Annotated in this window: 22 protein-coding genes and 3 pseudogenes; 8 read left to right on the forward strand and 17 right to left on the reverse strand. The window is 70.9% G+C overall.

Annotated features, from left to right (window positions below; translation table 11 throughout):
- Positions 1 to 406: 406 nt before the first annotated feature.
- The gene (locus B5557_RS30890) at positions 407 to 1,273 is read left to right on the forward strand and encodes a hypothetical protein (RefSeq protein WP_079665096.1); all 867 of its coding nucleotides are present in this window, start codon (positions 407 to 409) and stop codon (positions 1,271 to 1,273) included.
- 90 nt (positions 1,274 to 1,363) lie between these two features.
- Here the strand turns inward: B5557_RS30890 and B5557_RS45410 are convergent.
- A pseudogene (locus B5557_RS45410) lies at positions 1,364 to 1,526 on the reverse strand (TetR family transcriptional regulator); the annotation flags it as partial.
- Between B5557_RS45410 and B5557_RS46350 the strand changes: the two are divergent.
- Positions 1,521 to 1,619: pseudogene (locus B5557_RS46350) on the forward strand (RNA-guided endonuclease TnpB family protein); the annotation flags it as partial. The pseudogenes B5557_RS45410 and B5557_RS46350 overlap by 6 nt on opposite strands.
- Positions 1,620 to 1,655: 36 nt before the next feature.
- Here the strand turns inward: B5557_RS46350 and B5557_RS30900 are convergent.
- The 9 genes from B5557_RS30900 to B5557_RS30940 form a co-directional block, all read right to left on the reverse strand.
- On the reverse strand, positions 1,656 to 1,967 hold the full coding sequence (locus B5557_RS30900) for a hypothetical protein (RefSeq protein ID WP_079662525.1): 312 nt from the start codon (positions 1,965 to 1,967) through the stop codon (positions 1,656 to 1,658).
- A 118-nt stretch (positions 1,968 to 2,085) separates the two neighbouring features.
- Positions 2,086 to 4,179, reverse strand: a complete 2,094-nt coding sequence (locus tag B5557_RS30905) for a trypsin-like serine peptidase (RefSeq protein WP_079662526.1) — start codon at positions 4,177 to 4,179, stop codon at positions 2,086 to 2,088.
- A gap of 1 nt (position 4,180) precedes the next feature.
- On the reverse strand, positions 4,181 to 6,034 hold the full coding sequence (locus B5557_RS30910; RefSeq protein ID WP_079662527.1) for a peroxidase family protein: 1,854 nt from the start codon (positions 6,032 to 6,034) through the stop codon (positions 4,181 to 4,183).
- The gene (locus B5557_RS30915; protein ID WP_079662528.1) at positions 6,031 to 8,007 is read right to left on the reverse strand and encodes a GMC family oxidoreductase; all 1,977 of its coding nucleotides are present in this window, start codon (positions 8,005 to 8,007) and stop codon (positions 6,031 to 6,033) included. The genes B5557_RS30910 and B5557_RS30915 overlap by 4 nt, the downstream gene beginning before the upstream one ends.
- 13 nt (positions 8,008 to 8,020) lie before the next feature.
- Positions 8,021 to 8,425, reverse strand: a complete 405-nt coding sequence (locus tag B5557_RS30920) for a hypothetical protein (RefSeq protein WP_079662529.1) — start codon at positions 8,423 to 8,425, stop codon at positions 8,021 to 8,023.
- Positions 8,426 to 8,646: 221 nt separating this feature from the next.
- Entirely contained in the window at positions 8,647 to 9,696 is a 1,050-nt protein-coding gene (locus tag B5557_RS30925) for a LacI family DNA-binding transcriptional regulator (RefSeq protein WP_079662530.1), read from the reverse strand.
- A 76-nt stretch (positions 9,697 to 9,772) separates the two neighbouring features.
- Positions 9,773 to 10,609: an ATP-binding cassette domain-containing protein gene (locus tag B5557_RS30930; RefSeq protein ID WP_079662531.1), complete on the reverse strand. Its 837-nt coding sequence runs from the start codon at positions 10,607 to 10,609 to the stop codon at positions 9,773 to 9,775.
- Positions 10,606 to 11,619, reverse strand: a complete 1,014-nt coding sequence (locus B5557_RS30935; protein ID WP_079662532.1) for an ABC transporter permease — start codon at positions 11,617 to 11,619, stop codon at positions 10,606 to 10,608. Before B5557_RS30935 ends, B5557_RS30930 begins: the two co-directional genes overlap by 4 nt.
- 156 nt (positions 11,620 to 11,775) lie before the next feature.
- Positions 11,776 to 12,792 (reverse strand): sugar ABC transporter substrate-binding protein, encoded by a 1,017-nt coding sequence (locus B5557_RS30940; RefSeq protein ID WP_079662533.1) that lies wholly within the window; start codon positions 12,790 to 12,792, stop codon positions 11,776 to 11,778.
- 306 nt (positions 12,793 to 13,098) lie between these two features.
- On the opposite strand from B5557_RS30940, the gene B5557_RS30945 reads away from it, so the two are divergent.
- Positions 13,099 to 14,061, forward strand: a complete 963-nt coding sequence (locus B5557_RS30945) for a carbohydrate kinase family protein (RefSeq protein WP_079662534.1) — start codon at positions 13,099 to 13,101, stop codon at positions 14,059 to 14,061.
- Positions 14,062 to 14,211: 150 nt separating this feature from the next.
- Entirely contained in the window at positions 14,212 to 14,514 is a 303-nt protein-coding gene (locus B5557_RS30950; RefSeq protein ID WP_079662535.1) for a putative quinol monooxygenase, read from the forward strand.
- 60 nt (positions 14,515 to 14,574) lie between these two features.
- Here B5557_RS30950 and B5557_RS45415 read toward each other — a convergent pair whose 3' ends face one another.
- The 5 genes from B5557_RS45415 to B5557_RS30970 all read right to left on the reverse strand — a co-directional run bounded on the left by B5557_RS45415 (position 14,575) and on the right by B5557_RS30970 (position 21,114).
- Complete coding sequence (locus B5557_RS45415; protein WP_159424453.1) at positions 14,575 to 14,745, reverse strand: Lrp/AsnC ligand binding domain-containing protein; 171 nt, start codon at positions 14,743 to 14,745, stop codon at positions 14,575 to 14,577.
- Positions 14,746 to 14,864: 119 nt separating this feature from the next.
- Positions 14,865 to 15,872, reverse strand: a complete 1,008-nt coding sequence (locus tag B5557_RS30955; protein ID WP_079662536.1) for a DUF2278 family protein — start codon at positions 15,870 to 15,872, stop codon at positions 14,865 to 14,867.
- 185 nt (positions 15,873 to 16,057) lie between these two features.
- Complete coding sequence (locus B5557_RS30960) at positions 16,058 to 18,814, reverse strand: bifunctional YncE family protein/alkaline phosphatase family protein (RefSeq protein WP_079662537.1); 2,757 nt, start codon at positions 18,812 to 18,814, stop codon at positions 16,058 to 16,060.
- A 3-nt stretch (positions 18,815 to 18,817) separates the two neighbouring features.
- The gene (locus B5557_RS30965) at positions 18,818 to 20,179 is read right to left on the reverse strand and encodes an ABC transporter permease (protein ID WP_079662538.1); all 1,362 of its coding nucleotides are present in this window, start codon (positions 20,177 to 20,179) and stop codon (positions 18,818 to 18,820) included.
- On the reverse strand, positions 20,176 to 21,114 hold the full coding sequence (locus B5557_RS30970; protein ID WP_079662539.1) for an ABC transporter ATP-binding protein: 939 nt from the start codon (positions 21,112 to 21,114) through the stop codon (positions 20,176 to 20,178). Before B5557_RS30970 ends, B5557_RS30965 begins: the two co-directional genes overlap by 4 nt.
- A gap of 266 nt (positions 21,115 to 21,380) precedes the next feature.
- Between B5557_RS30970 and B5557_RS30975 the strand changes: the two genes are divergently transcribed.
- The 4 genes and pseudogenes from B5557_RS30975 (at position 21,381) to B5557_RS30985 (ending at position 24,189) form a co-directional block, all read left to right on the forward strand.
- Positions 21,381 to 23,027: an IS1182 family transposase gene (locus tag B5557_RS30975; RefSeq protein WP_079665097.1), complete on the forward strand. Its 1,647-nt coding sequence runs from the start codon at positions 21,381 to 21,383 to the stop codon at positions 23,025 to 23,027.
- Between the two features lie 225 nt (positions 23,028 to 23,252).
- The gene (locus B5557_RS30980; protein ID WP_079662540.1) at positions 23,253 to 23,543 is read left to right on the forward strand and encodes a hypothetical protein; all 291 of its coding nucleotides are present in this window, start codon (positions 23,253 to 23,255) and stop codon (positions 23,541 to 23,543) included.
- A 202-nt stretch (positions 23,544 to 23,745) separates the two neighbouring features.
- A pseudogene (locus B5557_RS46355) lies at positions 23,746 to 23,832 on the forward strand (SEL1-like repeat protein); the annotation flags it as partial.
- A gap of 147 nt (positions 23,833 to 23,979) precedes the next feature.
- Entirely contained in the window at positions 23,980 to 24,189 is a 210-nt protein-coding gene (locus tag B5557_RS30985) for a hypothetical protein (protein WP_079662541.1), read from the forward strand.
- A gap of 29 nt (positions 24,190 to 24,218) precedes the next feature.
- Here B5557_RS30985 and B5557_RS30990 read toward each other — a convergent pair whose 3' ends face one another.
- Positions 24,219 to 24,869: a class F sortase gene (locus B5557_RS30990; protein WP_099937431.1), complete on the reverse strand. Its 651-nt coding sequence runs from the start codon at positions 24,867 to 24,869 to the stop codon at positions 24,219 to 24,221.
- A 94-nt stretch (positions 24,870 to 24,963) separates the two neighbouring features.
- Positions 24,964 to 25,416 (reverse strand): hypothetical protein, encoded by a 453-nt coding sequence (locus B5557_RS30995; RefSeq protein ID WP_231976089.1) that lies wholly within the window; start codon positions 25,414 to 25,416, stop codon positions 24,964 to 24,966.
- Positions 25,417 to 25,452: the final 36 nt, after the last annotated feature.

A 25,452-nucleotide genomic window follows, 5' to 3' on the forward strand; every position in this document is an offset into this window, starting at 1 on the left:
CCGACCAGCGATGTCATCGTTGACTTATGTCATCGTTGACACCAAGTGGCCCGATGATGGGCGCAACCCGCCCAACACGTCAACGGGTTGGGCGCGATTGCTCCGCCGCAGTCCCCCTGCGCGGCGGCACGCCGGCTGTCGTCGACTGAGGTATCGCGGCGACGAATCGTCCCGACGGACCGCACACACCTGCTCCGCCCGGTGGAAAGGCAAACCTTCCCGCGGCCGACGTCCACAGCCCGAGTGAATCATCCGGCTTTCCGCTCGGTGCCCGTGGTGAGTCTCGTACGGTCGGCGTCATGCTGAGGTTGGGGAAGGCACCGGACCCGCTCGGAGTCCGGACGAGTGGCTGCCGTCGGACCAGGGCCGCCCAGGGTGGTGGGCGGGCGAGCGCCAGGCGGTGCGGATGATGTCGATCGGACCGTCCGTCGGCTGCTGGGTGCTGACAGTCTCCCTGCTGATCCGGGTCGGGGGCGCGTGCGGACGGGTACGGACACGGCTGCTGCTGTTGGCGGGTTCCGCGGCCGCCGGCGGGGTCTATCGGGTCGCGATCGCCGTTCTGTCGGATCGGCCGGCACCGGGGCTGGACTCCCGAAGCCTGGTCGGTCTGGCGGTGGTCACCGGAGTGACGGTCGCGGTCGGGCTGGGGATGGCCGGTCTGGTGGTCGCGGCCGATGCCGGCACCGGTAGACACGCGTGGCTGCGGCGCCTGCTGGACGGGACCGTCACGGCCGGGGCCGTGTTCCTTTCGGGATGGGTGCTCCTCGGGAGGGCCGGTGACGCCTGGCGGCCCGAGACGGGAATGGTGGGCGTCCTGTGGACCGCGGAAGTCGTGTTCCTCAGTTTTCTGCTCGCCCTGCGTCGCCTCGTACGGAGCGACCAGCAGGCCACGCTGTGGGTGACGATCGTCGGACTGTCCCTCATGCTGATCGGCGACACCGTGCGACTGTGGACGGTCGGCCCGCACGGCCCCGAGGGGCCGTCCCTACTGGCCGACGGCTGCGATACCGCAGGACTGCTGATCGTCTCAGTCGCCGCCTGGGTGCCCGGCGGGGCGAGCGTCCTGAGCGCCGGCCGGCCGGCGCTGCGGTCCGGGATGGAAGGCACCGCGGCGTTCATTCCGCTGACCGTGTGCACGGTGACGGCGCTGGGATACGCGTTGGCGCCCCTCGCCAGCGACCCGGTGCCGCTGTGGGTCGGCGGGACGGCGCTGCTCAGCCTGTGGGCACGCCAGACGTTCCTGCCGAGCAGGAACGTCGGAGAGGACGAGTGAGGCAACCGGCCGGACCGGGGCCGGTGCCGCTGGGTGTGGAACGAATGCGTCGCCAAGTCCAGGGCCGTACATCTGCACAACAAGGCGACCGGCCGGAAGGCCGCGTGTGGTCCGGCGCAGCTCGACCGGATGTCTCGACCAGCCGCTGGAAGCCCTGCCACGGATCGGGGTCGGCCAGCGCCTCGGTGAGCGCCTGAGCACAGGTGTCCATCTGGTGCGCGAACGTGGCCCGCACCAGGGCTTCCCGCGTCGGACCGCCCGCGTGATGCTGGTCCGGGCTGGTCTCGACCCGGCTGGTGCCGATGGCGGAAGACCCCCTGGAGCGCTGCTCCAGGAGGCGGCCTGAGCCAGGAATCCCCTCCCCCTTCAGGGAGGGGAGGATTCAATCCATCGTCAGGCCGCCGTGGATGTCGCGGACCTGCACCACGTTCTTGGCGTGGCCGTGGAAGGAGTTGACGACGCCGTCGCCGGTCGCCTGGTTCCACAGGTTCTGGCATTCCTGACGGAACCCGGGGTCGCGGGTGAACTCCTCGTCCAGCGCCGTCGCCAGCCGCGCCTCGGACTCCGGTAGGTCGGGGCGACCCGCGAACCGTTCCCTGACACGCCGCAGGAGCGCGGGCAGAGCGGCGCCTGTGGATTCGCCCGCTCCGGTCGCGAGGCCGGCGGCGAGGGCTCCGGCGATGGCAAGGGACAAGGGATCCAAGGTGTCCTCCGCGCGGTGAGTTGGGCCCCGTCCATCATGCAGGCGCGGGAATGCGCGGGCCATAGGCCGTCACCTGCGCGGCAGCGCCAGGCCGGATCCCGCGGCGGGCTCAGCCGCCGAGCCGGCCGCCGATCGCGCGGGCGGCCTCCGTGTGGGAGAGGTACTCCACGATGCTGTGCGCCCGGTCGCGGGCGTTGACGACGGCGAGGTCGGACAGTCCGTCCGCCCAGTCGTCGCCCAGCGGGCAGCCGATGGCCACCGCGTCGGTCGGACACCAGACGTTCAGCCAGTCCGCCACGTTGTCCGGGCGCTTCGGCCCGCCGACGAGCAGCCGGCTGTACACGCTGTCCAGGCCGAGCGGGCTGCCCGCCGTGGTGAGGTGGACGGCGTGCACACCGGGCGACAGGCGGGTGGTGAGGTCCAGCGCGACGACGGTGCCCAGGCTGTGGCTGACCAGGACCATCTCTCCGTCGTCCGGCACGGTCTCCAGCACGCAGTCCAGGACCGCGTCCCGGATGCGCCGGTCGTCGAGGTAGGCGGACACGTCACGGAAGACCAGGGCGATGGCCCAGGCGTCGAGGTCGCTCCTGGCGGCCAGCCAGCTCAGCTGCTTCTGCAGGGTCCCCACCACGTCCGGCAGGCCGATGCGCTCGGTGGCCAGCTGCCCCTCCCGCGGCATGTCCCACTTGGCGGCCGCCTCACCGACGATCTCCTCGTACACCGTGCGCGCGGTGGGGGAGGAGGGCGCCACCACCTCCGCCGCCGTGGCGGCCGGCGCCTCCACGACGTGGGGGACGGCCTCGTGCGTGGTCAGGGCCTGCACCAGCCTGTCGCCGTAGTAGGGGAACCAGACGTCCGCCGGGTCGACCGGAGGGAGCCCGGCGCGCACCAGCCCCTGGTTGAGCCCGGCCGCCCATTCGCGGCGCAGCTTCTCGGGGTCCTTGCCCTCCTGGGAGCGACCGTGCAGGAACACCAGATGCCGCTTCCCGCCGAACGCCCCGCCGCGCCCGCGCAGTCCCACCCGCCCGGCGACCTTCTCGGCGGCCGGCCGCGACGCTTCGACGGCGGGAGCGGCAGCCGGAGTCGCAGCCGGAGTCGCAGCCGGAGTCGCAGCCGGAGCGGCCGCCCGAGTGGGCGCCGTCGCCGGAGCGACGGCGGCCTCCGCGAGGCCGAGGCCCGACTCCGGGCCCATCTCAAAGAGCAGTGCCTGCTGCGGGGAGGCCAGGGGCAGCGCGGCGAGGTGCTTCAGGAGGGAGCTGATGCGCACCCCCTCGTTGGAGACCCAGTCGATGGCGTCGTCGCCGTCACCGGCCTGCCAGACCTGTCCGTCACGGCGCAGGACACGGCCCTGTGCGTCCGTCTTCGGCACGCCGCTGTGGTGGAGCGCGACGACCTCCCACTGGTCGTTGAAGACGGGTGAGCCCGAGTTTCCCGGCTCGGTGTCCGTCGTGTACTGCAGGAAGTCGTCGAGCCGCACCTGGAGCAGGTTGTTGCGGACGGCGATCTCCTTCAGTCGGCCCATCGGGTGCCCGACGATGTTGACCGGTTCGCCGATGACCAGCTTTCCCGTCTGGGCGCTGAGCCGGTTCCAGCCGAACGTGTCACCCGGCGGCCGTCCGTCCGGGCCGGCGGCGACATGCACCAGGGCGAAGTCGAGGCGCTCGTCCGTCACGTAGAAGGCGTCGGGGTCCAGTTCCAGCGGCGCCGCCGGCTGTGGCGCGTTGTCGACGGTGACCTGCGCGTCGAACTCCACGAAGCACCCTCGGGCGGTCTCCACGTCGGTGAGCACGTGATGGTTGGTCAACAGCAGGCCGGGCGAGACCAGGAAGCCGGTGCCGAGCGGCAGTTCGCGGCCGCTCTCCCGCACCGAGATCCGGGCGACGGTGCGTGCCGCCCGGGCGCCGCGCGGCAGGAAGCTCCATGCCTGCAGATCCTTGGACACTCCGAGGATGCGTTCGTACGCGGCGGGCTGATCCAGCGGTTCCGCGCGGACGGCGGCCATGACCAGCGCGGCGGGCACCGCGTTCCGGTCGAGCAGTCGGGACGCGCGCGCCGCGAGTGCCTCCGGCGCGTCCGGGAAGGCGACCCCGGCGTCCCGCTGTAGTTCGATCGCCCGCCGTTCGTCGGCGGTCTCGCGGTAGCGTGCCGCGGCGGCCGCGACCTGCTGCCGCCGCTTCTCCTGGAGTGTTTCCACCACTGCCATGTCAGGTCACCGTCCCCGCGGCGTGGTGCCACGGCGCGAAGGCGTTCGTCAGCCCCGCGAGAGCCGTGCGCAGCTCCGGGTGGTGGCGCAGCAGCACCGTGCCCATGGAGTTGTCGTCGATCCAGGCCATGCCCGCCTTGGAGTACACCTCGGGGGTGTAGTACTCGGTGAAGAAGCGGTCGCTGTTCAGCCGGCGGGACGCCATCAGGATGAAGATGCGGAACGCGGTGTCGCTGAACGCGAATCCGGCCGGCAGCTTCTCCGCGTACAGCCCGACCATGAGGTCGACCTTCTCGATGTCACCGTCGTAGAGCTGCTCGATCCGCTCCGCCACCGCCCGGTTCTCCGCCAACTCCAGGAAGTTCGCCGCGGGCTTGAGCCGCAGCAGCCGCCGGAACTCGTTGTAGCGGGGGACGCCCAGCTCACGGGTGCGCAGGATGTCGGTGGCGGCGAGGTCCTGCAGACGTCCGTCCGGGCGCTCGAACTCCTGGAGGAACCGCGGGAAGTTGTGCAGGGTGACCAGTCCGGGGTGGAGCGTGCCGAAGCTGTACAGCAGATCGGCCATCTCGGTGGTCTCCAGGACCTTCAGCGCCCCGGGGCCCGAGATGTCGCGGAGGGTGCAGTGACGCAGGCTCGTGTCGTCGGCGACGGAGCGCAGATGCCACTCGTCGCGGATCAGCGGGTGCATGCGGTACACGGCCACGAACTCCTCGGTGAGGGAGTACGGGACGCCGTAGTGGTCCCGTTCGCCGCCCGGGATGCCGCTGACGACCTCGCTGTCGCTGATCCGGCCGAAGAGGTCGTGGACGCGCTCGCCCGCGATGCCCCACCAGTTGGCGCGCAGTGCCGTGACGGTCGTCGGGTGGCTGATCACGGCCGGCGTCCACTCCACGGTGTGGATCTTGGCGAGGAGCGCGGCGTTGACGAGCCGGGCACGTTGGAAGAGCTCCTCGTCGCCCCACGACGGGTACGCGCCGTGCAGGTGATCGCAGATCGCGTTGTGCTCACGGGCGAAGAGGTCGTGCATCATGGCGAGGCCCAGCCAGAAGCCGGGGACCTGCGAGGGGTCCCGGGCGGGATCCGAGGGGATCGGGGACTGCTCGTCGTCCCACAGATGCAGCTTGCCCAGCTCGCCGGCGCGCATCAGGCGCTGCTCGGTCTCGTTCGCCCCGTAGATCTGCGAGGCGTCCCACCAGTGGGAGGACACGTTGACGCGAGTGTCGGGCGTCCCGGCGGGCGCCTGCGGGTCGCGGGTCGGGTCGTCCGGCGTCCGCATGATCCGCATGGGGTGTTCCGGCCACGGGTCGTCGTCCATGAGGGGTACTTCCCAGGGCCGTTCGGTGGGACTGGTGCCGTGGCTGAACCAGTCGCGGATCATGAACTGAAGCCAGGCGGCGACCAGGGAGTTCACCGATTCGGCGGGGATGAGCTCGTCACGGGTGAGCACGGCACGGCTGACCTCGCGGGGGCTGGGCGTGGACAGGACGTCCTCGGGCGCGGCCGGGGCGATCCGGTCCAGCGGGATGTTCCGGCCGAAGCGGGTGCCCGCCATGCCCATGCGCGGCTCGTCGAGGTCGTTGTGGCTGCCGTCGGCGGTCCGGTTGACCTTGTGGGTCTCGGAGGGCGGCGCCGGATCGGGCAGATTCACCGAGGGCAGCCGGCCGGTGTCGTAAAGGTTCTTCTGCCGCAGCTTGACGCGCAGTCCGAGGAGCGTCAGCAGACCGGGCAGGACGGGCAGTCTGTCCCAGCCGACGCGCCGGTCCACGACCTCGGCGACGGCGGTGACGATCCGCCAGGGCAGGGACGTACGGTATCCGGCCGCGGAACGTCGTGCGGTGCCTCGTTGCTTGCTCATGGCGGTACTCCTTGCGGTGCTCCTGGGGGTGCTGCTCCGGGTGCTCCTTGCCGTGCTTCTCGGGCCGTTGCGAGGATCACGTCGCTCGCCTTCTCGCTGATCATGTAGATGGGGGCGGCGACGAAGAATCCGGGGATGCGGGGGAAGACCGAGGCGTCGACGATCCGCAGCCGGTCCACTCCGCGGACCCGGAACTCGCTGTCGACGACGGCCGAGGGGTCGTCCGCGCGTCCCATCCGGCAGGTGCAGGACGCGTGGTGGCCCCAGGCCTCGTCCCGCACGAAACGACGGATGCCGTCGCGGTCGACGGCCTTCTCGCCCGGCCACAGCTCCTCGGCGATCACGGAGCCGGCCCTGCGGTTCATCCCGCGCACGAACTCGACGGCGCCGGCCATGGCTTCGAGATCCACGGCGTCCTTGTCCGTGCCCTCGTCGAAGTAGTGGAAGTTCACCAGCGGGGTGTCACGGGGGTCGGCGGAGCGCAGCCGTACCCGACCCCCGGTGTTGTGGGTGCGGCTCTTGAGGATCGCCCAGGTGAACCGGTCCTGGTGGCGTGTCAGGTCGAGTGAGTAGCCGGGGCGGTAGCCGCGGAAGTCGAAGGGGCCGCCGAAGATGAACAGATCGGGTGCGTCCAGCTCCGGACGCGACTTGCGGGTGACGCCGACGACAGCGCCGTTGGTCGTGTACAGTCCCTCGCCGCGCCGCCAGGCCCGGTAGCAGTGGTCCGGTTCCGTCCCGGGCCGCGGCGCGTGGAAGGCACAGTCCCCGAGGACGGGGAACGCGCGGTCCATCCGGCTGACCACGCCGACCTCGTACCGGTCCTGCAGATTCGCGCCGACCCCCTGGAGGCCGACCCGTACGGGGATGCCGTGCCGGTGCAGTTCCTCACGCGGTCCGATGCCCGAAAGCATCAGCAGCTGGGGCGTGTTGAAGGCCCCCGCGGCCAGGATCACCTCACGGGCGGCGAGGACCCTGCGCAGGACCGGCGGCCCGCCGTCCGGCCGGCTCGCGGGGTCGGCGCGGTAGGCGTGCGCCCCGTCCAGATAGTCGACGCCGGCCGCGGCGCCGTTCTCACCCAGCACGATCCGGGCCGCCAGCGCGTTCGTCCGGACCACCAGGCTGCCCGGATGACTGCGCTGCACCGCCTGGACCCGCTCGCGTACGGCGCTGCGCCGTCCGTCCGCCGTGGAGAGGGGGATCTGCCACAGCCCTTGCAGGGCATGCGTCTGCGCCCGCCAGTCGTTGGGGTCGACGAAGGAGCCGAACCCCTCCAGCGGGGACAGCGGCCGATCCAGGAAGTCGGCCAGCGCGCCCTCCGCGGCCGAGAGGATCACCTTCAGCAACTGCTTGTCCTGGACGGCAAGTTCGGGATCGGCGAGGGACGTCGGCAGCCAGCCGTCGAAGCCGTGGCGTGCGTCGTTGCGGTACCGGGCGCCCACGAAGGGCAGGACCTTCAGCAGCCCGGCCGGCAGCGGGCCCAGCAGCGGGACGACGGGCGGCTCCTTGGGCCGCGGCCGGTACGTGCAGCGTTCCAGCCGCTCGAAGTAGCGGCGCATGGCCGTGCTGTGCCAGCTCGCGTCGCCGGTCTCCTCCGCGATCGCGTCCCAGTCGCGGTTGTACGGATAGACGGTGATCAGCGCGTGGTGCGCGGTGCAGCCGCCGACGGTCCCGGCACGCGGGTAGAGGACGCCCCGGTCCGGGACGAGTTTGCTGTCGCGCTGCTGCTGCCGCTCGTCGGCGTAGTGCCGTACGAAGTAGTTCCAGCACTGCAAGGGGTCCTCGGAGGCGTCCGCGTGGAAGGCGGGCACCCGGTAGGTGTCGTTGTCGGGGGCGCCGCCTGCGTCGAGCAACAGGGTGCGCCTGCCCGCGGCGGCGAGGTTGGCCGCGAGCGGTCCGCCGCCCGCCCCGGCGCCGACGACGACGTAGTCGAAGCCCGTCTCGGCCGGGGAGGCCACGCCGGGACCCTCGGTCATGTCGGCTTCTCCGTCATGTCGGCTTCCCCTTCACCGGGTTGGCGAGCGAGACGGCGGCCAGGACCGTGTTGGTGGCCGAGATGAGCGTGGTCAGCGCCGCGGTACGCGGCGCGACCCGGCCGCTCAGGCCCAGCGTGGCCGCCGTCGCGGTGTCACTGCCGTGGATCAGGACGCCGTCGCGCAGGCTTTCCCGCAACCGCTCGTCGCGGTGGGTCAGCAGATCGAGGCCGAGCAGGATCGTACGGATCCCGAAGAGCCGGAACGCGTAGACGGCCGCCGGACTGGGCGGCTCACGGTCGGGGTCGAGGCGCCGGATGAGCAGGTCGGGCGCGAGCAGTCCGGCGGCCCCGTTGACGATGCGGATACCGGCGAGCGCGTACACCGGGACAGCGCGAGAGACGGCTTTACGGGAGGCCATCACGTCTCCTGACGGTGCGGTGATTCATGCGGTGACGGGTGACTACCGCCGCACCCCCCGCCGGGGGAGACAAACACCCCGGAAACACTGCAACTACCACACTATGGGAACCAGGGTTCCCCTGCACCTCGAGCCCCGGGACTTCACCGGCGAGCCCCGGAGCCCGCGTGCGCCGCCGCCCCTGTGCCGCCGCCCCCCTGTGCCGCCGCCCCCTGCGCCGCTCAGGTCAGCGCCTCCTGCAGCGCCTCCTGCGGCGCGGGGACGGGAAGCTCGCCCGAGCCCCGAACGATCAGACGGGTGGGGACGGTCAGGGTGCGGGCACGGGAGCGGTCGCCGTCGAGCCGGGTCAGCGCGGTCGTCGCGGCGGCCCTGCCGAGTGCCTCCGCGTCCTGGGCGACGACCGTCAGAGCCGGCTCGAGCGCCTCGGCGAGTGCCACGTCGTCGAAGGAGACGAGAGCCACGTGCTTGCGCCTGCTGCGGGCCAGTTCGGCCACTATGCCCAGCGCCATGATGTTGTTCCCGGCGAACAGGGCGGTCGGCGGATCGGCCAGGCCGAGGAGTTGGGCGGTCGCGGTCTCGGCGCCCCGCTGGTCGTGGGCGTTGGTGACGAGCGAGCGGTCGTAGGGGATGTCGGCGTCCTGCAGCGCCGAGCGGTAGCCGGCCAGCCGCTCCCGGCGGGTGTACAGCTTCGGGGGCAGATCGCCGACGAAGCCGATGCGCCGGTGTCCGTGCGCGACGAGATGGGCGACACCGTCGTGGGCTCCGGCACGGTTGGAGCTGACGATGCTGTCCGTGACGAGACCGACCCCGGGTCGGTCGAGGAAGATCACGGGAAGTCCCGCCGTACGGTGGGACTTCAGGTGGGAGTGGTCGGCGCCGACGGACGGGACGACCATCAGGATGCTGACGCGGCGGGCGAGGAACTTGTCCGTCAGGGCGCGTTCACGTGCCGGGTCGTCCGCCGAGGAGCCCATCAGCAGGGTCAGTCCGCGTTCGCGGACGGTGTCCTCGATGGCGCGGGCCACGGCCCCGAAGAAGGGGTTGGCGAGGTCGGGAATGACCAGACCGATGGTGGTGTCCGGGCCGCCGACGCGGATGTTGCGGGCCATGAGGTTCGGCTGGAAGCCGAGCTTGGCCACTGCGGCCAGCACCTGTTCCCTCGTCTGCGCGGAGGCGGGTCCGTCCTCGTTGAGGACTCGGGACACCGTCTTGGCGCTGACGCCGACTTCGCGGGCGACGTCGGCCAGGGTAGGGCGGCGGTTCGCTGCCATGGAGGAAACCGTCTCCTGAGGGCTCTCGGTTCCGGCCGCGGCCTTGGCCGGAAACTGCGAGAGCCGGGTTGTGCTGTCAGGTGGCCTGGACTCCGGCGGCCTTCGCGGCCTCCGAATCCGCTACGACAGTATCTCCGGCCTCGTCGATGCTGAGCGCCCCGGTCATGATGGCGACCACCTCGGCCATGGAGTAGTCGGACGGCTTGATCAGGGCGGCGCGCCGGCCCAGCCGGTGGACGTGGATCCGGTCGGCGATCTCGAAGACATGGGGCATGTTGTGGCTGATCAGCACGACCGGCATGCCCTGGTCACGGACGCGGCGGATGAGGTCCAGCACCTGCCCGGACTCCTTCACGCCGAGGGCGGCGGTCGGTTCGTCCATGACGACGACGCTGCGGGCCCAGGCGACGGAACGGGCGACCGCGACGGCCTGCCGCTGTCCGCCGGAGAGCGTCTCCACCGACTGCGTCAGCGAGCGCAGCCCGATCTTCAGGTCGGCCATGTGCTCGGCGGCCTCCTGACGCATGCGCTTCTTGTCCAACATGCGGAAGACACTGCCGAGGACGCCAGGCCGGCGCAGCTCGCGCCCGAGGAACACGTTGGAGGCGATGTCCATGGAGGCGGCCACGGCGAGGTCCTGATACACCGTCTCGATGCCGTGGGCGCGGGCGCTCTGCGGACCGGAGAAGGTGATGGGCTCGCCGTTGAGCCGGATCTCGCCGGCGTCCGGGACCACCGCGCCGGTGAGCGCCTTGATCAGGCTGGTCTTGCCGGCGCCGTTGTCGCCGATGACGGCGAGGACCTCGCCGGGCAGCAGGTCGAAGTCGGCGCCGTCGATGGCGGTGACGTGACCGTAGCGCTTGACCAGACCGCGGGCCTGCAGCACGGGCGTGGGGGAGGAGGTGGCGGTCATCGTGCCTTCTTCCGGGAGATCTGGTCGACGGTCACCGCGAGGATCACCAGGACGCCGGTGATCAGGGTCTGGTAGATGGAGGCGACGCCCATCAGCTGCAGGCCGTTGCGGAACACGCCGACGATGAGGACGCCGATGAAGGTGCCCAGGACGGAGCCGCGGCCGCCGAAGAGGCTGGTGCCGCCGAGGACCACCGCGGTGATGCTGTCGAGGTTGTCGGTCTGCCCGGCCTGCGGGTCGCCGACTCCGGTGCGGGAGATGAGTAGCAGGGCGGCGATGCCGTACAGCAGTCCGGCCACGGTGTAGATGCCGATGGTGAGGCGGGAGGTGCGGATGCCGTTGAGGCGGGCGGCCTCGGCGCTGTTGCCCAGGGCGTAGACGTGCCTGCCCCAGCCGGTGCTGCTGAGGGTGTAGGCGAGGAGGAGGAACAGGGCGATGGTGACCAGGGAGCCGTAGGTGATGTCCGTGTGGCCCAGCGGGAAGGTCTCCCCGAGGGCCGTCAGCGGGCCGGGCAGGTTGGTGACCGTCTGCTCCGCGGAGTAGATGTGGGTCAGCGCGAACGCCACGTTGAGCATGCCGAGGGTGACGATGAACGGCGGCAGCGGGATCTTCTGCACCAGCAGCCCGTTGAGCAGCCCGAAGCCGGCGCAGACGGCGATGCCCAGGGCGATGGCGAGCAGCGGGGGCAGGGAGCCCTCGGCGGCCATCTTGGCGATCACGATGCTGCCGAAGGCCATCACGGCACCGCACGACAGGTCGATGCCCGCGGTGAGGATGATCAGGGTCTGTCCGATGGCGAGGGTGCCCACGACCATGACCTGCTGCACGATCAGCGAGAAGTTCCCGCCGGTCAGGAACTGGTCGGAGGAGAAGGAGAAGAAGGCGCAGGCCAGCAGGAGGGCGACCAGGGGGCCGGTGGTCGGCGCGGTCAGCAGTCTGCGGGCCGTGGACGGCGCTTTGAGCTCGGCATAGGGCGAGGACGTGCTCGGGGGCGTGGTCGTGGCTGTCATGCGAAGTCCTTGTCGGAAGACAAGGGGGCGGCCGCCCCGGGTCGGGGAGAGGTCGGGGCGGCCGCCCCGCTGAGAGGGAGAGACGTTTCGTACGGTCCTTGGGAGCGTCCAAGAAGCGGTAGGGCGCGGGGAACTGCGCGACCCCTGGGGCAGGTCCTAGCCCCAGCAGTTCTCCAGGCCGAAGGCGGTGTCCTTCGACGTGACCCCGGCCTGCGCCTTGTCGGTGATCAGCGTGACGCCGGTGTCGGTGTAACCGGACGCCTTCTTGCCGCCCTTGGCGTACGTCACGACGGCCTTGACGCCCTCGGCGGCCATCTTCAGCGGGTACTGCTGCGAGGTCGCCGCGATCTTGCCGTCCTTGACGGCCTGGGTGCCGGTGCAGCCGCCGTCGACGGAGACGATCAGCACGTCCTTCTCCCGGCCCTTGGCCTTCAGCGCGGTGTACGCGCCCAGCGCGGCCGGCTCGTTGATGGTGTAGACGACGTTGATGTCGGGCGACTTCTGCAGACAGTTCTCCATCGCGGTCTGGCCCTTGGCCTGATCGCCGCCGGTGTCCTGGGCGCAGACGACATCCTTGTCGGTGGCGCCGAAGCCCTTCAGGAAGCCGTCGTGCCGCTGGACGCCCACGGAGACGCCCGGCGCCAGGTCGAGGGCGGCTATCTTCGCCGTCTTGCCCTTCATGGCGGCCTTGGCGTATTCGCCGATCAGCTCGCCGGCCTTGAGGTTGTCGGTGGCGAAGAGGGCGTCGACCGCGCTCTGCGGCTCGGTCGGCGTGTCCAGGGCGATGACCAGGACACCCTTGGCCTTCGCCTTCTCGATCGCGGGCACGATCGCCTTGGAGTCGCTGGGGGTGATCAGGATGCCCTTCACCCCGGCGGCGACCATGTTCTCGATGGCGGTGACCTGCCCGGCGTTGTCGCCGTCGAACTTGCCTGCCGCGGTGGAGAGCTGGACGCCGTTCTCCTTGGCGGCCTTCTCCGCGCCCTCCTTCATCTTCACGAAGAACGGGTTGGTGTCGGTCTTGGTGATCAGACCGACCTTGACCTCGCCCGAGCCGGTGCTCGAGGAGCCCGATCCGGAGCCGGACCCGCAGGCCGTCAGGGTGAGTGCCGCGACGCCCGTGACCGCTGCGGCTCTGAGGAGGGAGGAGGACAGGCGAGTGGTGCGAGACATGATCGACTCCTGTGGGATAGCGGGCGGCACGGGGTTGGGATCAGAGCGTTGCCGCCCCGGGGTGTCATCGTTGACTTATGTCATCGTTGACACTGCCTGGCGAGGATGATGGACTCCGGATCCCGGCAACGTCAATGCCTTCCACTCGTCACAAATCGGCAACGTCCGTAGCCCCCGACTCCGCGCAGCAGGTCACCGCCGGTGTCGCCGCGGCGCCCTGTCGTCCGGTCCGTCCGGCCCGATCCGGTCCATCCGGTGCACCCCGTCCTTCCGAGCCTTCCGAGCCCTTCCGAGAGGGAGCAGCACATGAGCCCGCGTCAGATCACCGTCCTGGGAGAGTGCGTCGCGGACGCCTTCACCGAACCGGCGGACGCCTCGAACGAACTCGCCCTGAGGGTGCTGCCGGGCGGCGGACCTGCGAACACGGCGGTGTCCCTGGCCCGGCTCGGCACGCCGGCCCGCTTCCTCGCGCGCCTGTCCGGCGACGTCTTCGGCCGGCTGTTCCGGGCCCACCTGGACGCGTCCGGCGTCGACCTGTCGTACGCCGTCGCCGCCGCCGAGCCCAGCACGCTGGCCGTGGCGGAGCTGGACGCCGACGGGCAGGCCCAGTTCTCGTTCCACGCGCAGAACACGGCCGACTGGCAGTGGACGGCCGAGGAACTGGCACGGGTGGATCTGTCCGACTCGGTCTGTGTGCACACCGGTTCCCTGGCACTGGTCCGGGAGCCCGGCGGGCCGGTGGTGGAGGAGTTCCTGGCGGCAGCGGCCCCGCGGGCCACCGTCAGCATCGATCCCAACGTCCGGCCGCTGCTGGTGCGCCCCGAGGTCTACCGCGCCCGGCTGGCGCACTGGTGCGCTCTCGCCGACATCCTGCGGCTGAGCGAGGACGACCTGGCGCTCCTGCTGCCGGGCGTCTCGCCCGAGGAGGCGTGCGACAGCTGGCACGCGGCCGGGGCGCGGCTCGTCGTGATCACGCGGGGCGCCGACGGCGCCCTGGCCTCGCTCGACGGCGAACGGGTGCGGGTGCCCGCGGTGGCCACCCGGGTCGTCGACACGGTCGGCGCGGGCGACTCCTTCACCGCCGGACTGCTGCACCGCCTCGGCGCCCGCGGACTCCTCGGCGGCCGGCTGACGGAACTCCGCCTCGACGACGTCGCGGAAGCCTGCCGGTTCGGCGCCCGGGTCGCGGCCCTGACCTGCTCCGTCGCCGGTCCCAACCCGCCGTGGGGCGACCAGCTGGAGGAGCTCACGATCGTCGGCGGTGTCTGACGGGGCGGGCGGTTCGTGCCGGGCGGTCCCGCCCGAACCGTTGACGCGTCGGCCGGGTTGCGTCCATCATCGGGCGACTCGATGTCATCGATGACACAAGTCAACGATGACATCGACCTGGCTCGTCACGACCGAGAAGGACCCGAGACCGTGAAGAAGACCCTGCTCGCCGAATTCACCGCCCGTGAGGGAGCCCAGGACGAGGTCGCCCGCATGATCGGCGACTACGCCCTGAAGGTGCGCGAGGAAGAGGGCAACATCGCCTTCGACGTCTACACCAAGGCGGACCACCCGCGCGCCTTCTGGATCTTCGAGGTGTACCGGGACGAGGACGCCTTCCAGGCGCACCTGAACGCCCCGTACGGCGGCCCGTTCAACGCCGCCCTCGTCCCGCTGATCGAGGAGGACGCCTCCGTGCTGACGTTCCTCGACCCGCTGGCACAACGGGCATGACCCGGCGGGCCGTCCGCCCGCCGGGTCGCCAGGCCGTCGGGCCGTCGGGTCGCCAGGTCGTCAGCTCGTCTTCACCGCTTTCATCGTGAAGTGCGAGGTGACGTTCTTGATCCGCGGGATGGCCATGACGTGCCGGCTGAGGAAGGTCTCGTAGGCGGCCAGGTCGGCGACGCCGAGGAAGGACAGGGGTGCGTGAGTATCGGGAGGCGGCGCGGGCGGGGATGAGTACACGTACTCATCCCCACCCGGGGGAATCAGGCGACGGTGACGTCGTCCTGCCGGCCGTTCCCGTCGGCGCCCAGTTGGGCGACGGGGGTTGTGAACTGCTGCCGGTTGACGGTGCTTGGGTGTCAGAAGGTGATGGATCGGCCCTCGCGCTGCGCCTGTTGCGCGGTGTAGGAGACGCCGTGGACCTTGAGGCCGTCGGGGCTGAGGAGGGTGATGGTGCCGCCTCGGTTGCCGAGATGGAATCCGTTGCCGGCCGGGACGGTGAGGGTGGCGCCGGGCGGGAGCGGGCCGGTGGGCAGCGGGAGGGTCTGCTGGTTCTGGTCGGCGAGGAGCCACCCCCGGAGGTCGACCGGGGCGGGGGAGGCGTTGAGGACGGTGATGGTCTCGGCCTCGGGCGCGGGGCCGAGGGGATTGACCAGCGCGGCCATGATCCGCACCGGCTCCTCGCGGTCGCCGGGGCGGGGCGGTGCGGTGACGATGGGGTGTCCGGTGGTGTCGTCGGTGTGCCAGGCCTGGGACTGGAAGGCCAGGAAGACGGCGACCCAGCGGTTCTCGGCGGGCAGGTGCAGCAGCAGGGCTCCGTCCTGCCAGACTCCGTTGTCGGAGCGGAAGCGCCCGCTGCTGCCCTGGTTCATATGGATGTCGTGGACGCCGTTGCCGGTCCTGAACCCGAACACCTTGTCGTCCGCGCCCTCCTCGGGCCCCCACCGTTGCCCGAAGGCGTAGACGACGGCGGTGGGGTCGGCGATGGCCCGCTGCACATAGTGGTCGAGCAGGTCGGCCAGGTCGTTGTCGGCGCCCACGAGATCGGGCGGAAGGGTCCGCATCGAGGCGGGGTCGAAGAGATTGCCGCGGATGAAGTCCAGGCTGGCGGTGCCCGGCTGCGACGGCAGGTCGGTCCATCCGCTCCCGGCGGGTGGCAGCAGCTCCGTCAGCGGGTGGCGGAAGTCGTCGTCGGCCACGTAGAGCAGGTCCGGGGGGGCCTGCTGGGACTCGACGTTGACCGCGGCCCGGTAGTGGGTGCCGGCCTCGTCGGTGAGGTGGATCTGGTAGTGCGGGGTGTCACTGGATCCCTCCCGGCGCCGGTCGACGGCGCGGGCGGCCAGGACCCCGTATCTGTTCAACGGCATGACTCATCCTCCGGATCGGGGTGCCGGCGACCCTTGCCGCCCGCCGCTCCCTCCTGGTGTTATCCCCGGCCCTGCCCGGTGGGACGGCGCGGCGCCCGATGTTCACCCGCCCGGACCGCTTCCCGGCAAGGGGCCCCGGCCGACGGTGACGCCGGCCAGGGGCCCCTTGAAACGGTCACGCCATGTCAGCCGTCGGACTCCGGCGACGGGAGGTAGGCGCCCGGCACGTCGGCCGGTGCGTAGACCTTCTTGTCACTGGGGTACGGCTTGGTCCAGTCGTGCGTCTGGTACCAGGTGTAGCGGTTCATCTGCGTGGGGTTGGCGTAGTCGGGCACGGCCTTCGGGCCGGTCAGCCGCTGCTGCTTCGCCCAGGCCTTCCACTGCGCCGCGAGCTCCTGCTGCGCCTGCGGCACCGCGACGGACGTCGGCGCGGCCGCTGCCTTGCTGTCCTGGGGCGCCGGGGTGTCCGAGCCGCAGGTGGGCTGGGGGCTGACGCCGAGGGTCAGGGAGGTCCGGTTGGGCACCGCGGTGAACGGGGCCGTGTTCGCCTTCGGGGTGAACGCGCCGTACATCGGGGTGGCCGCGCTGTCGAGCTGGTTCATCGGGTGCATCCCGAGGATCTGCTCGATGGTGCGGACCATGGTGATCTGTGAGTAGTAGTGGCTGTCGACGGCGCCGTGCCGGGCGTAGGGGCTGATGACCTGGACCGGGGCACGGTGGCCGTCGACGTGGTCGAGGCCGTTCTGCGAGTCGTCCTCGACGACGAAGATCGCCGAGTCCTTCCAGTACTTGCTGTGGGAGATCTCGTCGACCATCCGGCCGACCGCGAGGTCGTTGTCCGCGACCTCGGCGGACGCGTTCGCCGGGCCGCCGGTGTGGTCGTTGGAGAACCAGAACATGTTCAGGTTCGCGGGACCGTTCTTCTCGAAGTCCTGCTGCCAGATCTGTTCCTTGTAGATGTCCGGGACGTCGAGGTCGAACAGCGGGAAGCCCTGCACCGACACCTTGTTCAGCGACGGGATCGCCGAACCGGTCTTGATGGGGTACTGGGTCTGCGCCCCGGTCGCGGCCATGTTCTTGCTGTCGCAGTACAGGTTCTGCCAGGTCGCGCCGGCCGGCTTGGTCTCCAGCGACTGGAACTCGCCGAAGTCCTTGACGGACTTGCCGGCCGCCTGCGCACCGGTCCAGATGAAGCCGGACTTCTGGTGGCCGAGGACGTCGTTCTCGGTGTCGTAACTGCGCTGGTACTCGCCCGCCGAGGACTCGGTGTACTCCGGGTTGTCCGACTGCATCAGCCAGTTGTGGCCCTCGGCGGAGTTCGTGCCGACGTCGTAGAAGTTGTCGTAGAGACCGAACTGCTCGGCCAGCGCGTGCTGGTTGGGCGTCACGTTCTCGCCGAACGTCGTGAGCGAGGAGTCGCCGTTGCCCTGCGGCATGTCGCCGAAGACCTGGTCGTAGGTGCGGTTCTCCTTGACGAGCAGGAAGACGTGCTTGATCGTCGAGGGGTCGCCGAGGCGCACCGGGACCGGCAGCGCCCTCGCGTGGCTCCTGCCCTTGGCCGCCCGGACCGAGCCGGGCGTCCAGCCGTTCTGCCTGAAGACCTTCGCCGTCTGCGACCTGATGACGCTGTCGGCGGGCAGCGTGAACTGCGTCAGGCTCGACGTCGTGTCGTGGGTGCCGTGGCCGGCGCCGGCGGTGGGACGGCGGGCGTCGATACCGCGGGTGTTGGAGACGACCACCTTCTTGCCGACGGTGGTGATCTCCGCGGGGAAGTAGTCCGTGGGGAGCAGACCGACGTAGCGGGCGGGTTGCTGCGGGGAGGTGTAGCGGTAGACGGCGACCGCGTTGGCGCGGCCCAGCGTCACCAGCAGACGGCCGTCGTCGGTGAGCGTCACCGCGTTGGGCTCGTAGCCGACCGACGCCTCGGGCCACGGCTGGGTGGCGATGGTCTGTACGACCTTGCCCTTGGCGGTGTCGATGACCGACACGCTGTTGTCGGCGGTGTTGGTGACGAACACCGCGCCCTTCTTGGCGTACACCGCGGTCGGGTGCAGACCGACGTCGATGCTCGCGACGGCGGCGGCCGGGGCGGCCACGTCGATGACGCTGACCGTGCCGGTGGTGGTGGCGCCGGTGTCCGGGTTCGCCGGGACGTCGGTGCCGTAGGAGTTGATCGTGGTGTCGCCGGCCTTGGCCGGACGCCCGCCCTCGTTGCTGACGTACAGCTTGCCGCCGACCAGGGCGAGGCCGCGCGGGGCGGTGCCCACGGCCCAGCTCTGCTTGACGGTTCCGGTCGCCGCGTCGATGGCGACCACCCGGTTCTGGCCGTTGACCGCGCTGTACACGGTGGAGCCGTCGGCCGAGAACACCGTGGCGCCCACGAGCGCGTGCTTGGCGCCGTCGGCCGGGATGGAGACGGTCACCGGGGTGGACAGGGTGCCGTCCGCGCCCACCGTGAACTTGGTGTAGCCGTCGGTCTGGCCCAGCCACAGCTGCTTGCCGCCGGGCGAGTACGTCGGGCCCTCCTGGCCGACGGAGCCGTTCTTGATGCGCAGGTCGTCGGCCGCGTTCGTGCCGACCTTCTGCTTCACCTGCCCGGTCGTGAGGTCCATGACGACCAGCGAGGCGTCACCGTCGGCGATCGCGGCCGCGAGATGGGCGCCGTCCGGGCTGACCGCCGACGACATGATCTTGCCGTCGTTGATGACGGTGCGGCTGCCGTACGGCTTGATGTACTGGTCGCTGGAGATGACCTGGCCGTCGGCGGTGGTCTGGGCGACCTGCTGGGTGCCGAACCGGTACGTCGAGGCGACCGCGGTGCCCGTGACACCGAGGGCGACCGCTATGCCCGCCGTCACCAGCACGGTGCGGCGGCCGACACGTCTGCCGAGGAGGTTGAGCTGCTCCTTCTGGCCCACCCGGCGCTGCCGTGTTACCTGCATGGACTATCCCTTCGAGGTGGTGTCAAGCAGCTCGACGTTGCCGTCGAACTGCCAGAGCGGGTTCGGTGCGTCCCCTGTCGAAGTCCGCACCAGGAAGTAGCCGTTCACTTCCTTCGGTCCGTCGCCGTCGGCCACGAACCGCCCGTCCGAGGTGATGTCGAGTTGGTAGACGGCGGACCCCGTGACCGGCACCCCGGGGAGATGCCAGGTCACGACGCAACGCCAGTCGTTGCCCGCGCCCTCCTGGGCGGCCCGGCCGTCGCTCTTGGTGCACGCCGCCGTGGCCCGCAGCTCCGCCTCCGTGACGGCGGGGCGGTGGAGCTGCCCGGTCTGCATGCGGTAGAGGTGCGCGAAGGCCGTGGCGACCGACCGCTGGACCTTGTCCTGCTGGATCCCGGAACCCGTCGACGGAGCCGCTACGGCGATCACCGCGACGGTGAGGGCGGTCAGTGCCGTCAGCGGCAGCAGCCCGAGGGTGAGCGCGCGGCGTCCGGCGCCGTCGTAGGCGAGATCGGTGAAGTCGCGCCGGAGGAACAGCAGATACGCCAGTACGGTCGCGAGCACGGCCCACACCAGGCTGACCGTGACGCCGATCAGGAGCGGGCCGAGCTGCGCGGGGCTGGTGAACAGGCCGTTCCAGGCGATGAAGGCGTAGCCGGGCAGGGCGAGGCGCACGGCGACGGGCAGCGGCAGCATCTGGGCGACCGACATCGCGAGGGCGACGACCGGGGGCAGCAGCAGCCCGGTCGGGGACCGCCCCAGTGCGACCGACCCGAGCAGTCCGATCGCGGCGAGCGCCAGCGTCGGGGCGAGGGCCGCGGCCCAGGCGAGCAGGACCCGGCCGGCCGCGTCCCCCGGCGCCAGCAGGTGACCGTCGAGGCCGACAAGCGGCTGGTCGCCGACCGACACCAGGCCGCCGACCACGCTGGACACGGCCAGCCCGGCCACGAGCAGCAGGATGACGGTGAGGCTGGCCAGCGACTTCGCCACGAAGATCCGCCGGGGCGAGCGGACCGCCACCAGCAGATGCCGCCAGGTGCCGAGCCGGTCCTCCGAAGCGAACACGTCACCGGCGACCACCGAGGAAAGCAGCGGCAGCGCATAGGCGCCCGCGAACCCGAGCATCACCAGGGGGCCGGCCCACCCCGTGGCGTGCATCCAGCGGCCGAAGAGGGTGTCGGAGGGGAGCGTGCTCTGCCGGCTCACCCCCGCGACGAAGAGGGCGGGCGCGACCCAACAGGCGAGGACCAGCAGGCGGATCCGCCACTGCGCGACCAGCTTGACCAGTTCGAAGCGGTAGCTGCGCGAGACCGGGACGCGGCGGGCGGCGCTGACGGCCTTCTCGTCGGTGAGGGTAGCGGTCACCGACCGGCCTCCTGCTCGGTGAGGGCGAGGAACGCGGCTTCGAGCGGCGACACCACGGGGGTCAACTCGCGCACCGCGATGCCCGCGTGGACGAGCCGTACGACGAGGTCGTCGAGGGCGGGCACCAGCGCGCGCACGACGAGCCCCTCGACGCCGCGTCGGGCCCCGGCGTCGTCCACGACGTGGATCCCGGCCGTGGCGGCGGCCTCCCGGTGGGCGGCCTGCGCGTCGGAGGTCACCAACCGGTAGTCGAGTTCACGGCTTTCGGCGGCCAGCTTGCCGAGCGGGCCCGAGAAGACCACCCGTCCGGTCGCGAGGATGGTGACCTCGGAGCACAGCGCCTCCAGGTCGTCCATACGGTGGCTGGAGAGCACCACGGCGGTTCCGTCCGCGGCGAGCCGGGTGAGGACACCGTGCACGTGCCGCTTCCCGGCCGGGTCGAGGCCGTTGGCGGGTTCGTCGAGGACGAGCAGCCGGGGTCTGGTGAGCAGGGCGGCGGCCAGCCCGAGGCGCTGGCGCATGCCGAGCGAGAAGCCGCGCGCCTTGTCGTCGGCGACGTCGGTGAGCCCGACCTGGCCGAGTACGTCGTCGATGCCCGCGCTCCGGGCGTCCTGGCCACGGAGTCGGGCCAGCGCGGCGAGGTTCTGCCGGGCGGTCAGCGAGGGGTAGAGGCCGGGCCCGTCCACGAAGCCGGCGACGCCGTCGGGAACGGCGAGCCCCCGTCCGACCCGCGTGCCCAGGATCTCCAGTCGGCCGCTGTCGGCGACGGCCAGGCCCAGCAGCAGGCCGAGCAGCGTCGTCTTTCCGGCGCCGTTCGGCCCGACCAGGCCGTGTATCTGACCCTGCGTCACATCCAGATCGATGCCGTCGAGCGCGACGACGTCTCCGAAGCCTTTGGTGATCCCGCGAGCCCGGACGGAAAGGAGGGTGTCCATGGGTTCCCTTTTTCGAAGGAAGGCGATCGCGCCTTCAGGGACCCTAGGGAATTCACAGAACGCAAGCAGCGACGATGGACTGAATGTTGCCGGAACGGCAGTCCATGGATTGCCCAGCGGCGAACCAGCATTGAGCAAAGCCCGGACATGCCGGGGGCCCGCCCCGGGAGCGGGACGCTGTTGGTAAATCGGGTGCGGGCGTGACGACGGCCTGTATGACCGCGTTGGGGTTGTGCGGGCCGTCGTCGTGTTGAGGGGTGGGTTCGGTGTCGTTGCGTGGGGTGGATCTGGGGGAGATCCCGGAGGAGACCGCTCGGCTGGCACGTGCGGTCTTCCCTAAGGGCTGCCTGGTGATGCGGGTGCGGGATGTGCTCGGGCCGGTGTTCTCGGATGCCGATTTCGAGGAACTTTTCCCGGTCAGGGGGCGGCCGGTGGTGTCTCCGGCCCGGCTCGCGCTGGTTTCGGTGTTGCAGTTCGCCGAGGGGCTGACCGACCGCCAGGCCGCGCACGCGGTCCGCTCGCGCCTGGACTGGAAGTACGCCCTTTCACTGGAGTTGGCCGACACCGGATTCGACTTCTCGGTGCTCAGCGAGTTCCGTGCCCGGCTGGTCGACGGCGAGGCCGGCCAGATGGTGTTCGACGCGGTACTCCGGGCGGCTGGCGAGGCAGGGCTGGTCAAGGCGGGCAAGCGGCAGCGCACGGATGCTACCCACGTGCTGGCCGCGACGAGAGACCTGAACCGGCTGGAGTTCGTGGTCGAGACACTGCGGGCGGCATTGAACCAGGTGGCGGAGGAGACCGGGGACTGGCTGGTGACGGTGTCGCCGCCGGAGTGGTTCGACCGCTACTCGGCCCGGCCGGAGGACAGCCGTTTCCCGTCCCGGTGGGCCGCGCGCGTCGAGCACGGCGACCAGTGCGGGATTGACGGCATGACGCTGCTGAAGGCCGTCTGGTCGGCTGCGTCACCGCCCTCGTTGCGCAGCCTGCCCGCAGTGGAGTTCCTGCGGCAGACCTGGGTGCAGCAGTTCCACCACGTCGAGGGCACCGTGCGCTGGCGCGGGACGAAGGACCTCCCACCCGGTCTGATCCGCTTACGGACCCCCTACGAGCCCGAGGCCCGCACTGGCTCGAAACGGGACCTGGGCTGGTCCGGTTACAAAGTCCACCTCAGCGAGACCTGCGAGCCCGACGCCCCGCATCTGATCACCCACATTCGCACCACGCCAGCGCCGGTCAACGACGTCCTCGTCCTGGAGGACATCCACACCGCCCTGGCCGAACGGGGTCTGCTGCCGGACGAGCACCTGGTGGACGCCGGATACATCGACGCCGAACAGATCCACCACGCCCGCCGCGATCACGACATCGAGCTGGTCGGCCCGGTCAAGTCCACCACCGTGAAGGGACAGGCGAGCGGAGAAATCTTCGACAACACCCGCTTCACCATCGACTGGGACCAGCGCCAGGCCATCTGCCCCGGCGGACAGACCAGCGTCGTCTGGCGGGAAGCCCGGAGCCAGTTCGACGCCCCGGTCACCCGGGTCCGGTTCGCCGCCCGGCACTGCGACCCCTGTGAGCTGCGGACCTCGTGCACCAGCTCCAGGACCGGCCGCAACCTGACCCTGAGACCGAAGACCGAGCACGACATCCTTCAGCAGGCCCGAATCGAGCAGGACACCGACCACTGGCGCCGACGCTACGGACACCGCGCCGGCGTCGAGGGCACCATCTCACAGGGCGTCCAGGCGTTCGGCCTGCGCAGATCCCGCTACCGCGGCCTCGCCAAAACCCGGTTGCAGCACCACTTCACCGGCGCCGCCGTCAACTTCGCCCGCATCGATGCCTGGCTCACCGGCAGACCACTCGCCAAGACCCGCGTTTCGCCCTTCGCAGCACTCCGCCCCGCTGGATGAGTCCAGCGGGGCGGAATTAACCAACAGCGTCCGGGAGCGGGGACGGGCCCTGAGTGGCGAGGTGGGTGCGGGGCTCAGTCGAGTTGGGTGACCTTGGGGTGTCGCCGGTGGACGCCGTGTCGGCCGGGGCAGGGCGAAGGGTAGATGCAGATGTTGCTGATCGTCGCGTTCGCGTACTCGCCGTAGGCGCTGGAGGCGAGTTTGCGGCCGATCCGGACGGGGCCGGTGGCGTTCCAGGGCGTCGTTGATCGACTTGTTGAGCCCGGCCTTCGCGGCGGCCCCGGAGCCTACTTCCTGTCCCAGGCGGAGAAGCAGGCGTCGGTGCTGAATCCGGGCTACGGGACATCGGTCAGCCGGGACATGTGCCTCGACTGCATTTCCTGGTTCCAGAGCAGAGCCCGGCAACTCGGAGTGCCGATATTCGTCTCCGATCCGGCCGGCGTCTCCATCGCGGAGTTGCTCGAGCGGGCCGAAGCGGCCCATGCCCGGGGCGACCTGGTGGGTGCGGGGAACTGATATTTCCACGCAAAACGCCGTTGGAGCGGCGGGTGCGGCGGACCGGATCACGGCCCTTGTACCCGGGTTGGAGTCGGCTGTCGCCCAAGGGGACGCTGACGCGAAGGCGCTTCTCGCCGCTGTTCTCCTTGACCGAGGGAGCGACCTGGGCCGGGCCGCCCGCCTTTTCGGCGAGGCGGCCGACGCGGGCGTTGTGGAGGGCATGCGTGAATGGGGATTCATGCTGACCAACGGCGTCGGTGTGGAACGCGATCCGGTGCGGGCAAACGTCCTGTTCCGGAAAGCGGCCGAAGCCGGGGACGGTTACGCCGCTTTCAATCTCTCCGTCAATTGCTATCAGGGGGAGCGGCACTGTCACACCCGGCGGCCAAGGCCCCGATCGCGGTCATCGCCCTTTGCCGCCACCGAAGTTGATCGTGTGTCAGGAGCTGATGCCATGAGCCTGCCGGCCGCCTTCGCGGACTTCTCCGGCGACCAGCGGTACGACGAGGGCCCCATCGGCTATCGCGGGACGCCGGTCCCCGCGCCCGAGGCCCCCGCCCTCCCGGGGCCGCGGCCGGCCGAGGACCTGGAGGCGGCCGTGCAGTCGCTGACCGACACCGCCCAGACCCTCGCCGCCCTGGCGGCCCGCCTGCGCCTGGGCTGAGCGGGCCGGCCGGCCGGGCTCAGCTCACTTCAAGTGAGCGTCGCGTAGACGATGAGGTTGTTCACCGGGTGGCCCTGGGCGTCGAAGTCGCCGTCACAGGTGATCAGCCGCAGCGCGCGGTCCTGGGTGGGGCCGTAGACCTTCTGGGTGGGGAAGGCGGTCTTGCTGACGCTCTCGGTGCCCGTGACCGTGAAGTGCGCCGACTTTCCCCGCACATCGGTGACGGTGATGTCCGCGCCCTCGGCGATCTTGTGCAGGTCGTGGAAGACGGCCTTGCCGAAGCGGGTGTCGTTGTGGCCGATGATGACGGCCGCACCGGGTTCACCGGGCACGGAACCGCCGGTGTACCAGCCGGCCGTCATGCCCTTCTCGGCGGGCGGGACCTCGACGGCGCCGTCCGTGGCGAGGCCGAGCTTCATCAGCGAACTGTTGATGCCGAGCGAGGGGATGGCCACCGCGGCGGGGGCCGCGGGCCGCTCGGCCGGCGCGGTGCCGCCGCCGGCGGGCACGGGGGCCCCGGCGGCGGACGGGGCGGCGGCGGAGGCGACCGGCACGGCGGGCTTCTCGGAGGCGGACGAGCAGCCGGTGAGCACGGCGAGGGCCACGGGTGCCACGAGGGCGATGCGGGCAAGGGCCGGCAGCGTGCCGAAGCGCCGTACCGGAGAGGGTGCAGGGGACACGACGGACTCCAGAGCAGGGATGGGTGCAACAGGCGATGGCGCCGCCCGACGAGGGACGGCGCCACAGATGTGTCCGGTCGGACGGCGGGCCGGATCAGCCCTCGCGGCGTCCGGCGGCACGGCGACGGATCACGACAGTGCCCGCACCCGCGAGCAGCAGGGCGCCGGCGGCCGAACCGGCAAGAGCGGTGGTGCTGGTACCGCCGTCCTCGACCACGGCCTCTCCGGCGTCGACGCCGCCGCGCGGCATCCGCTTCTCGGCCTCGCCCTTGCGGGCCTCGTCCACCGCGGCCGCCTTGCGCTTCTGCGCCGCGTCCTCCTCCAGCTTCTTGGCGAGGTCCTCCTTCTCCTTCGCCGCGTCCGAGTCGTCGGTTCCCATGACGGCGCTCGCCGACGGGGTCGGGCCGTCGGCGAGCGCCGCGCCGGCCGGGGCGAGCAGGGCGCTGGCCGCGACGGCGGTCAGGACGGCGAAACGCAGGGTGAGACGGCGGGGCATGCGGGACATGTAGGACTCCAGTTCTGGCCCGGCCTCGGTGGCCGCGGGCATGACCGAAGACTCGCGACCACTTGTGAGGAACCTGTC

This window comes from Streptomyces sp. 3214.6 (genome assembly GCF_900129855.1).
GTDB classification, from domain to species: domain Bacteria; phylum Actinomycetota; class Actinomycetes; order Streptomycetales; family Streptomycetaceae; genus Streptomyces; species Streptomyces soliscabiei.